We start from the raw sequence: 13,074 nt of genomic DNA on the forward strand, positions 1-13,074 counted from the left end.
CCACCTTTTTTTCGGCAATACGCTCTTTTTGGGTATTAGTACTTTATAGTACGGGTGTAACTCCAGCGGAGCTGATCATTATCTTGTTCAGACCCGCAGTGTCAATTCATCCAGCTGACGATCCTGAATACGGATCAGTATATCTCCACTATGTTTATCTATACTCCAGCCTGTCTGCCCGGCAGCTAGCTCATCTGCTGTAAGTTGCTGCAGCTGATCAATAGCGGCAGGCGTGAAACCCGGCTGCCGGAGCGTAAACCGAAGATGCTGACGCTGCGGCTGATAACTATCTTCCAGGTAACGGATCGATAGGGTCAGCACTCCCTCCGCACCATTTGCCTGCACATGCAATCTGGAGTATTCCCCCTTCTCATGGGCAAATGTCTCTCCATCATCTTCATACAGCGTATATTCCGCCTGGAATGTATCGGTTGCTTCCGCTCCATAAATATGGAAGTTGACCAGATCATCCACATGATGGTCTGCAGCATGCTGACGCAGTTCGCCTTCGGCTACGATCGCTCCGCCACGAATATATATCGGCATAATATCCAGCGGAGCATGAGCCAGAACCGGCCGTCCACCTTCCTGTTTTTCACCGGTCCAGTAATCGTACCAGATGCCTTCCGGCAGATAGACAGTGCGATAATCGGTATCCGGACGATAGACCGGAGCAACCATTACATCCGGACCAACCAGGAATTGATCACATAGATTGGTCACTTTGGGATCTCTCGGGTACTCCAGCAGTACCGGACGCAGGATCGGCATCCCTGTCTGGGACGATTCGTAAAACAGATTATACAGATGCGGCATCCAGCGGTAGCGTAGACTGATGTACTCCCGGATAATATCTTCCATCTGTTCGCCAAACGACCATGGCTCCTGTCTTACTGTTCCAATCGAAGAATGATTGCGACAATATGGAAAAAAAGCACCCATCTGTGTCCAGCGTACCAGCAGCTGACCCGAAGTATCATGCGCAAATCCGCCAATATCCGGTCCGGCAAATGGCAGTCCGGACAGTCCCATATTCAGAATCATTGGCATTGCCATGGCCATATGCTCCCAGAAACTGCGATTATCACCTGTCCATATTGCAGCATAGCGCTGAATACCGGAATATCCTGCCCGTGTCAGTACAAAAGGACGTCTGCCATCCATATGCTGCTTCATGCCTTCATAGGTAGCTTTGGACATCAGCATACCGTACAGATTATGAATCTCCTCATGGGTGACCGGATTACCGTCATTGTGGTGCATAACATCCGGGTCCATCGTTTTCAGCTCATTAAATACAGCCGGCTCGTTCATATCATTCCAGATCCCATCAATGCCAAGCCTTGTATAAAAGGCATGATGATCACCCCACCACAGGGCCGTCTTGGTGTCTGTAAAATCAGGAAAGGCACTGATCCCCGGCCATACTTTACCCAGATAAATATCTCCTTCCAGTCGGCGGCAGAAATGTTCTTCTTCCACACCTTCCCGGTAGATCGGATATTTGGGATCTTTTTTCACGCCAGGATCGACGATCGGTATGATACGGATGCCCATCTTCTTGAGCTCTTCAATCATGCCCTGCGGATCGGGGAAACGAGTCTTGTCAAAGGTAAACACACGATATTCATCCATATAATGAATATCCAGATAGATTACATCGCACGGAATATTTTTGTCGCGGAAGCTGTGCGCCAGATCCATGACTTCCTTTTGATCCATATAGCTGTACCGGGACTGATGATAGCCGAGTGCCCATTTCGGAGGCAGCGCAATACGGCCGGTCAGCGCTGTATAACGTCGCACGACATCTTTGATCTCAGGGCCATGAATAAAGTAAATATCGTACGCACCAGTCGTACATCCTATCATGTAAGCGACTCCATGAGAGCGCATATCAAAATCCGAACGGCCCGGATTATCCAAGAATATTCCATAGGTCGAGTGATTATGCATATGGATCAGCAGCGGAATAGATTCATACAATGCTTCGATCTCCGGCATATGGGGAGCATAAACATCCGTATTCCACATGGTATAGCGCTCGCCGCGCTTATCCAGAAAGCTGGACTTCTCTCCCAGCCCGTAGAAATGCGAATCGTCCTGCATATTGAACAGTGCATTAATAGCGCCGCGCGGTGTCCAGCTTACGCTTTCCTGATGGGCAATCTCATGACCTTCATGATCCGCCACCGTTAATGCAAACGTTTGCTTATTTAGGGTGACAATAAGCATTCCCGTACGAAAAACCAGCTCCTGTTCATTCTCTTTGACCTCGGGACGCACTTTTTGCTGCTGTGGCAGAACAGCAATCGTCGTGGACAAATCAAGGCTCTGATTATCAAACACTTTGAAACGAAACTCCGCATCCGACAAAAAAACCAGTGCAGCACTTGCCATCTGGCCATGACACAGATAAGTACCTTCGTGTTCTTCCCATTCTTTTAGCTGGCCAAATGAACTCCATACTTGCTGGATAATTCGGCCTTCTACATGATCAGGATGTATAGCTTCGCTTGTATCTTGCATCATTGTGTATTCCCTCCGTCTGTGGTGGTGTGTGTATAAATTACGGAATGACTGAACCTGTTGAATATAGGGGCTGCTGGCTTCACTAATTCAATAAGAGTACAATGCATGCTCATTCCAAAAGTATATTAAGCTATGTAACTCTCATTAATCGACTATGTAGAAATCCATGATATTTTGCATCATATCATCTGTGGTAACGTTTGCACAATAGCTAATATGCACCTCTTTCAGCTTATAAAATAATGTATTTCTACGATATAAGCTCCTATACGTGCTTATGCGTTGATTTACGAATAAAGCTATTTTTGTACAGCTAGCGTTACAAATATCATTTTATATCCAAAAAAAGCAGCCAGCAGAGAAATCCACCGGCTGCTTTTTTGATTTGTAAGCCACTTCACCTGTCTATCTACTAACGCAGCTGCAGATTCACCCACTGCTCCTGCATCTGCTGCAGCATACTCTGACGGTTCAACTCGCCAGCCAGATAAGCCTGCATCGTGCTGGCATAGTCTTTGCTTAATCCCATCGGGAATTTCGGGAAAATCCATGGCAGAATCTTGCCTGCATTGTTGTATTTCACAATATCCGCTCCGATTGGTCCCAGCTGCTTGTCGGAGGTCTGGATATTTTTAAAGGCCGGAATAAATTTAAATTCGTCGGTAATGTAATGTTTACCTGTGTCCGAGCTGACCAGCCAGTTCAGGAACTCTTTGGCTTCTGCTTTGACAGGAGAGTTTTTGTTAACGACCCAGTTGTTCGGTACACGTACAAAGACGCGGTCATTCTCTTCCTTGTTGTTATTAATTGGCATAGGCATCAGACCAATATTCATATCCGGTTTGATTCCGTCAATCTGTACCTGCGTCCAGTTGCCCTGCTGCATCATGGCAGCTTTGCCGTTCGCGAACAGTGTCACCTGGGTATTATAATCGGTTGTGAGCGGATTCGGGTTACCATATTTGACCATCAAATCAAGCAGATTGAGCCACTCATCGAACTTCTCGTTACCCGGAATCTGTGCTGTACCGTTATCCAGCTGCTTCAGGAAGGCAGTAGGATCATCTTGATGGGCAAATGGAATGGTTACGTTATGATTGCCGAGCACCCACCATTCCTGGAATCCATTTGAAAATGGGGTATAGCCTGCTGCCTTGAGCTTCTCGCAAGCGGCACGCAGTTCATCAATCGTGGTAGGCAATTCGGTAATGCCTACTTTTTTGAAAATATCCTTGTTGTAAATAAATCCGTAGCCTTCCAGACCATTCGGCTGACCATAAATATGGCCATCCTTGCTGATCTGCTCTGCGGCACCATCTACGATATTTTTGACCCATGGCTGGTCGGACATATCTTCGAGATATTCGAGCCACAGATTCATCTCTTCATCTCCACCGTTGGTGAAAATATCCGGTTCGTCACCGGCAGCGAATTTGGCTTTGAGAGAAGCCGCATAATCGGCTCCACCGCCGACCGATTGAATCTCCAGCTCCACATCAGGATGCTGTTTCTCATATTCCGCTTTGAGCTTGTTCAGAGCGTCCGCAATCTCGACTTTTCCCTGATAGATGTGGATTACCTTTTTGCCATCGGCGGTTACATTCCCGCCCTGCTGGTTCCCGCATCCGGCGATCAGCACAGACAGGCTGAGCAGCAAGGTGAGCGGGATAAGCCATAACTTTTTCATTGAGGGTCCTCCTGTCTTTCTGGGCTTGGCTGGCACTATACAGGATATCTTGGCTGGCATAGTTAATGCATACCGGCTAGTTCAGGATATCCTGCTTATTGGTTTTGGTATGGAATGAGCAGAGAATTGATAGCTGTCGCATGAACTGTGCAATATTTGCAGATCTTATCCTTTTACCGAACCGGCGGTGATTCCCTGGATAATATAACGCTGCAGGAAAAGGAAGAAGATAATAATCGGCGTGATACCCAGCACCAGTGCCGGCAGCGCCATATCCCACTGCTTGGTGTATTGGCCAAAGAAGCTGTACGTCGCAAGCGGAATCGTACGCATCTCCGGACTCGACAGCATCAGGGATGGCAGCAGATAATCGTTCCAGATCCACAGTGTATTCAGAATAATGACTGTTACGAACATCGGCATCATCAGCGGACACACGATACGGAAAAATACACCATAACGGTTGGAGCCATCGACCCGTGCCGCCTGCTCAATCTCCAGCGGTACATTTTTGACGAATCCATGGAACAGGAAGATCGACAGCGGAGCACCAAATCCCAGATAGCTGACGATCAGACCAAGCATGCTGTTACTCAGACGATATGCACTGGCCATCTCCATCAGCGGCAGCATGATCGATTGAAAAGGAATAACCATTGCAGCGACGAGTACAAAATACAGAATCCGGTTGAACCGGCTCGGATGACGCACCATCTGGTAGGCTGCCATGGCGCTGATCAGCACCAGCAGCAGATTGCTCGCGATAGTAACGATCAGCGAATTTTTGAGCGCAGACGGGAAATCGATTGCTTTCCATGCATCTACATAGTTGCTCCACACGAACTGTTGCGGCCAGGACGCCGAATTGGACAAGATATCACCAAACGATTTGACCGAGTTAATAATCAGAAAATAAAACGGAATCAGGAACACCAGTCCCAGTAAAATAACGATAATTTCCAGAATCAATGTACGGGCGCTGTATTTGCTTTGTACGTCCATTACATCTCAACCTCCCTGCTCTTGGTAGCACGTACCTGAATACTTGTAATGATGGCAACAATTACGAAGAAGATAACCGCTTTGGCGGTACCCAATCCGAGACGGTTATTGGTAAAGGCTTCGTTGTAAATATCCAGTGCGACCGATTCGGTAGCCTTGAACGGTCCACCGCCAGTCAGTGCGAGGTTCAGATCGAACATTTTGAATGCCCAGGAAATTGCCAGGAACAGACAGATCGTTACCGCAGGCATGATCAGCGGCAGTATAATATTGCGAATCACCTGCCAGCGGCTGGCTCCATCAATCTCAGCCGATTCCAGTACATCCTTGGGAATATTGTTCAGCGCGGAGATGTAGATAACCATCAGATAACCGGCTGTCTGCCAGACAAATACAATAACAATGCCCCAGAAGGAAGTTGCCCGGTCACCAAGCCATGGCAGATTGAACAAGCTCCAGCCTGTCGCTTCCCCCACAGCAGCAAAACCACGGATAAAGATAAACTGCCAGATAAAACCGAGCAGCAGACCACCAATCATATTCGGCATAAAGAAGACCGTTCTAAGTATGTTTCTCGTGCGGAGCGGTTTGGTCAGTAAGTACGCGAGGATAAATCCAAGCAAATTGGTCACAATAATGCCGACGACGGTGAATCTGACGGTAAACCAGAACGCGTTACGGAAATCGGGATCTTTGGTCAGGATGTGGGTATAGTTCTCAATTCCGATCCAGTTGATCTGGCGGGAGATGCCGTTCCAGTCTGTGAAGGAGTAATAGACGCCCAGGAAGAAAGGAATAATAACAATCAGAATAAAAAAGAATGTAGCCGGTCCTACAAATACAAGCTGCTGAATCCACTGCGACAACTTGCGCTGGCCCGATGTCCGGGTAACATGGCGTGTTGCCTGAGCCGCTCTGGTATCGTTCATATTTCCAACCCCTTTTGATAATCGACTTTTTCCATATTCTTATTCGCAATATATTGTTATATACCCAAAGTTTGACAGAATGATGTCACTTGATCATCTTTTTTTGTAAACGCCATCATTTTGGACAGTACGGGGATATCCGAACCGAAATAAGTGTCTTATCACAGTAACGTTCACAAAATAATCTGCTATCAGCCTTTACAATAAGCCAAACTGCGGGTATATAAAGAGAGTACTGTTTTTTTTCACACTACATATCCCACCAAAGGAGGCAATACTCTTGGCAAAACTGAATATTTACCGCTGGCTCAACGTGCTGGGAATTGTAGGCGTACTGATTGTCAATTACATGGCAAGCGCGCTTACCCTGTTCGGAAGAGACACAGGCGATATCTCGGATCAGTATGAACTGTACATTACTCCGGCAGGCTATGCCTTTTCGATCTGGTCGCTGATCTATGTGCTGCTGATCGGATTCATTATCTATCAGTTCCGCAATACGGATGAGAGTCGCGAATCGGTCAGCGCTGTTGGTCCGTGGCTATTCCTGAATTCCCTCTGTAATATGGGCTGGCTGATGCTCTGGCATTCGCTTGAACTGGAATGGGGCGTACTCGTTATTGCTCTGATGCTCATCACTCTGATCATTCCTTATCTGCGCATCCGCAAAATCGTTCAGCCAACAATGGCACAGATTCTGCTTGTGAAACTGCCTTATAGCATTTATATGGGCTGGGTATCTGTCGCTACGATTCTGAATACAGGGATCGCACTGAACAAAAATGGATGGGACGGCTTTGGATTATCACCGACTGTCTGGTCAGTCATTGCACTGGTAGGCGGTGCGCTGCTAGCTATTATTATCAGCTACCGGTTCCGGGACAGCATCTATCCGCTCGTATTCGTCTGGGCGTATATCGCGATTGCTGTGAAACATCCTGATCTTCAGGTCACTCACTGGACAGCACTGATCGCTGCCATTCTGCTGTTTGTATATTCGATCTGGATTTTCTTCGTACGTAACAAATCACGGGATTGATCCTGATTACAATCATAAAAGGCTGTTCTCCATTTGAGGAGAGCAGCCTTTTACGTATAATGCAGTGTAGTTAGCGGTGCAGGGATAACAATATGGTTCTCATGATCAACCATGCGTAGTTTAGACCAGATGGCAGGCGACCCAGTGATCATTGCCGGCATCGCGAAATACAGGTATCTCTTCTCGACAGCGCTTCTCTGCAAAAGGACAACGGGTATGGAATTTACAACCGGATGGTGGATTCGCGGGACTCGGGATATCGCCCTTAAGTACAATCCGTTCACGCTTCAGCTTTGGAATAGGTACAGGTACAGCAGACAGCAAGGCTTTTGTATATGGATGCAGCGGATGAAGGAATAATTCGTCCCGGGAAGCTTTCTCTACCATCGAACCGAGATACATTACCCCTATAGTGGAGCAGAGATGTTCCACCACGCTAAGATCATGGGAGATAAACAAATAGGTAAGCCCTCGTGTCTCCTGCAGATGACTGAACAGGTTAATAATCTGCGCCTGAATCGACACATCCAGTGCCGATACCGGTTCATCCGCAATAATGAGATCCGGATTCAGAATCAACGCGCGGGCAATCCCAATACGCTGCCGCTGTCCACCGGAGAACTCATGTGGAAACCGATCCATGTGATACGAAGACAATCCGCAGGATGCCAGTACATCCTGTACCTGCTCCCGTACTTCAGCCGGAGAAGCCAGTTCATGATCCAGCAGTGCCTCTCCAATCGCATCTCCGATCCGCACACGCGGATTCAGTGAGCTGTACGGGTCCTGGAAAATAAGCTGCATGCGCGGACGCAGTCGGCGCAGCTTTTGCTCGGATAGCTCGTACAGATCAATCCCCTGGAAATGAACATCCCCAGCTGTCTTGTCCATCAGCCGGATCGCTGTTCGTCCGACAGTAGACTTGCCGCTGCCTGACTCACCGACCAGACCAAATGTTTCTCCCGGACGAATGGCAAAGCTGATATCGTCGACCGCTTTCACATGACCGACGGTACGGCTGAACAATCCGGATTTGACCGGGAAATATTTCTTGAGATGACGAATGTCCAGCAGTGCCTCAGACATGAACAGCGGCCTCCTTTTCATACAGCCAACAGGCTGTCTTTTGCCCATTGTCCAGTTCTCGCAGCGGCGGCTGTCGCTCCCGGCAAATATCCATGCAGTGCTCGCACCGATCATGAAAATAGCAGGAGGCTGTCAGTTCCAATGGATTGGGCACATAGCCGGGGATGGAATAAAGTGCTTTTTGCCGTTGATTCATAACCGGCTTGGAGCGCAGCAACCCCTGGGTATAAGGATGACGAGGATGCTCAAATAGTTCTACGACTCCGCCTTCTTCCACCACTTTGCCAGAATACATAACGATCACATAATCCGCCATCTCGGCCACAACACCCAGATCATGAGTAATTAGTAGAATCGACATTCCCCGGTCTTCCCGGAAGCTGCGCAGCATATCGAGAATTTGCGCCTGAATCGTAACATCCAGCGCTGTCGTCGGCTCGTCTGCGATCAACAACTTGGGTTCGCAAGAAATAGCAATAGCAATCATGATCCGCTGCAGCATACCTCCGCTCAGTTCATGCGGATAGGCACGGATAATCTGCTCAGGACGGGAAATCCCCACCTCTGTAATCAGTTCCAGTGCCCGCTGCTGAGCGGCTTTACGGCCGAGTTTGCGGTGAATCATCAGCGGCTCGGCCAGCTGTTCGCCAATAGTTAATACCGGATTAAGCGACGACATCGGTTCCTGAAAAATCATTGAAATCTCATTACCACGGATCGCACGCAGATGATTACGGCTCAGTTCCAGCAGGTTCTCGCCTTCAAATTCGATAGCTCCTCCAGCAATTTGTCCGGCTGGCTCTTCAATCAGTCCCATCACAGATAGTGCCGTGATACTCTTGCCACAGCCGGATTCCCCAACGATACAGACGATCTCGCCCGATCTGACTCAAATACTGACATCGTCTACAGCGTGGACAACTCCTTCATCCGTCTGAAATTGCGTCCGCAGGTTACGGATATGCAGCAGATTATTTGTCATGATGTCACCTACTTTCTCTGCTTCGGATCGAGTACGTCCCGCAGTCCATCGCCGAAGATATTAATCGCAATCACTGTAATAAATATGGAAAAGCCCGGCGGGACCCACAGCCAAGGCCGTTCCTGAAAATCAATCATATTATTAGCCGTATCAATCATATTGCCCCATGTTGGTGTAGGCGGCATTACACCCAGCCCGAAAAAGCTCAGTACCGACTCGCTCAGAATCGCTCCCCCAATATTCAGAGTCGCAATCACAATCAGCAGCGGTACCAGATTCGGCAGCAGATGATTCACCAGCTTACGACGGTCTCGAAGACCCAGTACCACGGTGGCCTGCATAAATTCTCGTTCCCGCAAAGACAGCAGTTGACCGCGAATCATCCGCGCCAGGGATGGCCAGCCAACAAAGCTCAGAATCAGCATCACGATATACATCCGGTAATCGGAAGGCACTTTCCATTCCGATAACAATGCCCCGAAAATAAATAGTAGTGGCAGACTCGGAATCGTCAGCAGCAGATCGGCGATGCGCATAATGATCTGGTCTACGATTCCCCGATAGTACCCGGCAATCGCGCCTAGCAGAGTACCGATAAATACCGATAGAAACATGGAGGCAATACCAACAGTCAGAGAAATCCGTCCCGCCTGCATAACCCGTGTCAGTACATCCCTGCCAAGCTTGTCCGTTCCCAGCCAGTGGTGAATATTAGGCGATCGGTTCATCATGCTCATATTAACCTTACTGTCTGTATAGGGAGAAAATAAGGGCCCGATAAAACAGATCAAAAACATACTAATCACGACCACCAGTCCGGCGATCGCCAGCTTGTTGCGTATCAGCTTGCGCATGGATTGACGCCAGAGTGACGATCTGACAGCGCGCTGTTTTGCCGCAGGCACTCCTGTGAGTTCAGCTTGTATTGAAGGCATACACCTCTCCTTTCCCATTCTTCCTGCAGGTCTATCCGCTCCTGTTCAACAGAAAACAGGCGGCAGTACAGCAGAATGGATGGTACGAGAACTTTTTTATTTTGAACGTTCCGGTTTGATTCGGAAACTCATTTGGCTAGACACTGGATGACTTGTACGTTCTCCTCCACTATTTAAAGCTTCACACGCGGATCGGCTGCATGATACAAGATATCCGAGAGCAGTGTACCAATCACTGTCAGTACAGCAATAAACATCGTAAATCCCATTAAAAGCGGATAATCCCGCACAGTAAAAGACTGCATATACAGCTGCCCGATTCCCGGCCAGTTGAAGATTCGTTCAATAATGAGCGAGCCTCCAAACAGTGCTGGCAGTTCAAACCCCACCAGTGTAATCGCAGGCAGCAGGGCATTACGGAGTGCATGAGTAAAAAGCACCCTGCGTTCGCTCAATCCTTTGGCACGGGCAGTACGAATATAATCCTGTTTAATCACATCAATCATATTGCTGCGGAAATAGCGTGTTAGTGAACCGACACCGAGCAGCGTCATTACAATTACTGGCAGCGTCATATGCTGCACGACTTCCCGGATATAAGCGATTCCGGTTGCATTACTGCCTGTAGTCAGCATCCCGCCCGGCGGCAGCCATTTCCAATCTACAGCCAGAATCTTAATCAGGAACAGACCGATAAAAAAGGACGGAATAGACATCGCTGCAAAGATAAAGATCATTACCAACGTATCGAACCAGGAGTACTGCCGATAGGCTGCAATTACGCCGATAATCACCGCTATGATCCATGTCAGAAAAGTCGATACAATCGCCAGCAAAAAGGAATTCCAGATATACTGGTTGAACAGTGTCAGCACAGGCTGCTGCTTGTCCAACGAATAACCGAAATTACCGTGAAAAGCCTGATTCATCCAGGTTAGATAACGTTCCAGCAGTGGCTTGTTTAATCCGTACAGCTCGCGCAGCTCCGCTTTGCGTTCCGGACTCAATTTGATATTGCCGGTAATAAAATCTCCGGGTGTCATCGCATAGAGAGAAAAGATTAGCAATGATGCTGCCAGCAGAATCAGGATCGTATAAGTCAGACGGCGAGTGAGATACGCACCCATAAGCTACCCTCCTCTCTGTATTCGAACATAAGAATCTGTCTGCGGATTATTTCAATGCCCACTGTGGCACACTCGAAGCAATACCATTGAACGGACTTACGGTCAGATCATTAATCCGTCCGTTATAGGCATAGACAATTTTTTTGTAATTGGTAAAAATCACTGGCAGATCATCGTTCAACAGTTTGAACAATTCAGCATAGATTTGTTTGCGTTTATCCAGATCATTGGTAGCCAGTGCTTCATTGTACAGCTTCACAAATTGTGGATTGTTATATCCTTTGATCTCTCCATCCAGAAACTGGACCAATCCGTCCGATGGATCGGTCAGCATCGGTGTGGAGAAAGAAGCCAGGTCATAGTCTCCACCCTCTACTTTGGATGCCAGCGAGTTGTAATCTGCGAATACTTCCGGCTGGAAATCCACTCCGATCGCTTTGAAATTTTCCTCTGCTACCGCAATAAACACATCAGTTTGTGCACTTTTGGAGCCCAGGTAATGCAGAGTTAGTTTCTGTCCATTTTTCTCGCGGATGCCATCAGCACCAGGTAACCAGCCTGCTTCATCCAGCAGCTGACCGGCTTTTTCGGGATCATAGGCATAGGGGTTAATCCCTTCTTCCGTATATGCCCATGAGATAGGCGGTGCCGGAATATTGGCGATTTGTCCTGCCCCCTGGTTAGCATCCACATAAATACTTTGACGATCCAGTCCATAGGTGATTGCCTGACGAACTTTTTTGTCCTGTAGTGCCTGATGTTCCAGATTCACCTGCAGAAAGCTGTACGTACTTGGGGTGTAAGGCAGGATATTAACAAAGCCCAGACTTTTGAGCTTGTCGATATTTTCCTGAGTAGCACTGAATGAGGCGAAATCAATCTCACCGGTCTCCACATACTGCCAGGTATCACCTTCGGATGTTTTGTAGATGAAGTTTTTGGTTTTGGGTTCTCCTTTGAAATAATAAGGGTTGGCAGTGAAACGTACTTCCTGGCCAGGGATAAACTTCTCCAGTACATAAGGACCGTTGCCTACAGGCTTCAGATGAAGATCCTTGATATAATCCAGATGACCGAATCGGTAGTCTTTACCGTAATAAGCTTTGGATAATACGTCGCTCCCCAGTGTCAATAATGCAGTTGCATTGGGCTTGGCAATAGTTACCGATATGGTCTGCGGATCGGTAATTTTGATTCCGGAGATATGATCTGCTTGACCTTCATGATATGCCTTGCCACCTTCGATCCCGAGCGTCGGAATGAGTGAATCGCCATCATAGGCTTTGTCATGCAGAATCGTCCAGGTAAAGGCTACATCATCAGCTGTTAATGGCGATCCATCACTGAATTTGAGATCTTTTTGCAAATGAAACGTGTATGTACGCTGATCTTTGGATAATTCCCAATGGTCTGCCAGACTCGGCGCCGGAAGTCCTTTGTCATCTGTAGTGACCAGAGGAGCAAACATCAATGAAGAGACGTTGCCATCATAACCACTTTGGTGAAAATAAGGGGTGAAGGCTCCACTCGGATCGGTCAGTGCCATAATAATTGTATCGGTACGCTGCTGGGCTGTCGCCGGAAGCTTGGACAGATCCGGTGCTTTGAATAGACTCGTCAATGCAGCAGGCTGCTGGGCAGAACTCGTTCCGGCCGCCGATGTGCTCTCTTGCGATGCTTCATTGGAGCATGCTGTAAACAGTAACGAGGTTAATAACACCCCGGATAGTAAAGCTGCACTTTTTCTCATTCTCC

The 13,074-nt window shown here is 47.9% G+C and carries 9 protein-coding genes and 1 pseudogene; 1 reads left to right on the forward strand and 9 read right to left on the reverse strand.

Annotated elements, in window-relative coordinates; genetic code table 11:
• Nucleotides 1–87 precede the first annotated feature (87 nt).
• The 4 genes from WH46_RS04210 to WH46_RS04225 form a co-directional block, all read right to left on the reverse strand.
• Complete coding sequence (locus tag WH46_RS04210; protein ID WP_017812566.1) at nt 88–2,532, reverse strand: glycoside hydrolase family 31 protein; 2,445 nt, start codon at nt 2,530–2,532, stop codon at nt 88–90.
• A gap of 412 nt (nt 2,533–2,944) precedes the next feature.
• On the reverse strand, nt 2,945–4,219 hold the full coding sequence (locus tag WH46_RS04215; RefSeq protein WP_017812565.1) for an ABC transporter substrate-binding protein: 1,275 nt from the start codon (nt 4,217–4,219) through the stop codon (nt 2,945–2,947).
• Nucleotides 4,220–4,384: 165 nt separating this feature from the next.
• Complete coding sequence (locus WH46_RS04220) at nt 4,385–5,221, reverse strand: carbohydrate ABC transporter permease (protein ID WP_017812564.1); 837 nt, start codon at nt 5,219–5,221, stop codon at nt 4,385–4,387.
• On the reverse strand, nt 5,221–6,150 hold the full coding sequence (locus tag WH46_RS04225; protein WP_017812563.1) for a carbohydrate ABC transporter permease: 930 nt from the start codon (nt 6,148–6,150) through the stop codon (nt 5,221–5,223). Before WH46_RS04225 ends, WH46_RS04220 begins: the two co-directional genes overlap by 1 nt.
• 280 nt (nt 6,151–6,430) lie before the next feature.
• Here WH46_RS04225 and WH46_RS04230 point away from each other — a divergent pair, with 280 nt between their 5' ends.
• Nucleotides 6,431–7,189, forward strand: coding sequence for a tryptophan-rich sensory protein (locus tag WH46_RS04230; protein WP_046225831.1), 759 nt, complete (start codon nt 6,431–6,433; stop codon nt 7,187–7,189).
• Nucleotides 7,190–7,309: 120 nt separating this feature from the next.
• On the opposite strand, the gene WH46_RS04235 is transcribed toward WH46_RS04230, so the two are convergent.
• The 5 genes and pseudogenes from WH46_RS04235 to WH46_RS04255 all read right to left on the reverse strand — a co-directional run bounded on the left by WH46_RS04235 (nt 7,310) and on the right by WH46_RS04255 (nt 13,069).
• The gene (locus WH46_RS04235; RefSeq protein WP_046225832.1) at nt 7,310–8,275 is read right to left on the reverse strand and encodes an ABC transporter ATP-binding protein; all 966 of its coding nucleotides are present in this window, start codon (nt 8,273–8,275) and stop codon (nt 7,310–7,312) included.
• Nucleotides 8,268–9,257: pseudogene (locus WH46_RS04240) on the reverse strand (ABC transporter ATP-binding protein). Before WH46_RS04240 ends, WH46_RS04235 begins: the two are co-directional and overlap by 8 nt.
• A gap of 8 nt (nt 9,258–9,265) precedes the next feature.
• Nucleotides 9,266–10,192, reverse strand: a complete 927-nt coding sequence (gene opp4C, locus WH46_RS04245; RefSeq protein ID WP_046225833.1) for an oligopeptide ABC transporter permease — start codon at nt 10,190–10,192, stop codon at nt 9,266–9,268.
• 173 nt (nt 10,193–10,365) lie between these two features.
• Nucleotides 10,366–11,319, reverse strand: coding sequence for an ABC transporter permease (locus tag WH46_RS04250; protein ID WP_046225834.1), 954 nt, complete (start codon nt 11,317–11,319; stop codon nt 10,366–10,368).
• A gap of 46 nt (nt 11,320–11,365) precedes the next feature.
• On the reverse strand, nt 11,366–13,069 hold the full coding sequence (locus WH46_RS04255; protein WP_046225835.1) for an ABC transporter substrate-binding protein: 1,704 nt from the start codon (nt 13,067–13,069) through the stop codon (nt 11,366–11,368).
• Nucleotides 13,070–13,074: the final 5 nt, after the last annotated feature.

It is taken from the genome of Paenibacillus dauci (assembly GCF_000971985.1).
Lineage (GTDB): Bacteria > Bacillota > Bacilli > Paenibacillales > Paenibacillaceae > Saccharibacillus > Saccharibacillus dauci.

Coding starts and splice junctions, on each gene's coding strand:
- WH46_RS04210 (WP_017812566.1), bottom strand. CDS start 2,532: ATGATGCAAGATACAAGCGAAGCTATACATCCTGATCATGTAGAAGGC.
- WH46_RS04215 (WP_017812565.1), bottom strand. CDS start 4,219: ATGAAAAAGTTATGGCTTATCCCGCTCACCTTGCTGCTCAGCCTGTCT.
- WH46_RS04220 (WP_017812564.1), bottom strand. CDS start 5,221: ATGGACGTACAAAGCAAATACAGCGCCCGTACATTGATTCTGGAAATT.
- WH46_RS04225 (WP_017812563.1), bottom strand. CDS start 6,150: ATGAACGATACCAGAGCGGCTCAGGCAACACGCCATGTTACCCGGACA.
- WH46_RS04235 (WP_046225832.1), bottom strand. CDS start 8,275: ATGTCTGAGGCACTGCTGGACATTCGTCATCTCAAGAAATATTTCCCG.
- opp4C (WP_046225833.1), bottom strand. CDS start 10,192: ATGCCTTCAATACAAGCTGAACTCACAGGAGTGCCTGCGGCAAAACAG.
- WH46_RS04250 (WP_046225834.1), bottom strand. CDS start 11,319: ATGGGTGCGTATCTCACTCGCCGTCTGACTTATACGATCCTGATTCTG.
- WH46_RS04255 (WP_046225835.1), bottom strand. CDS start 13,069: ATGAGAAAAAGTGCAGCTTTACTATCCGGGGTGTTATTAACCTCGTTA.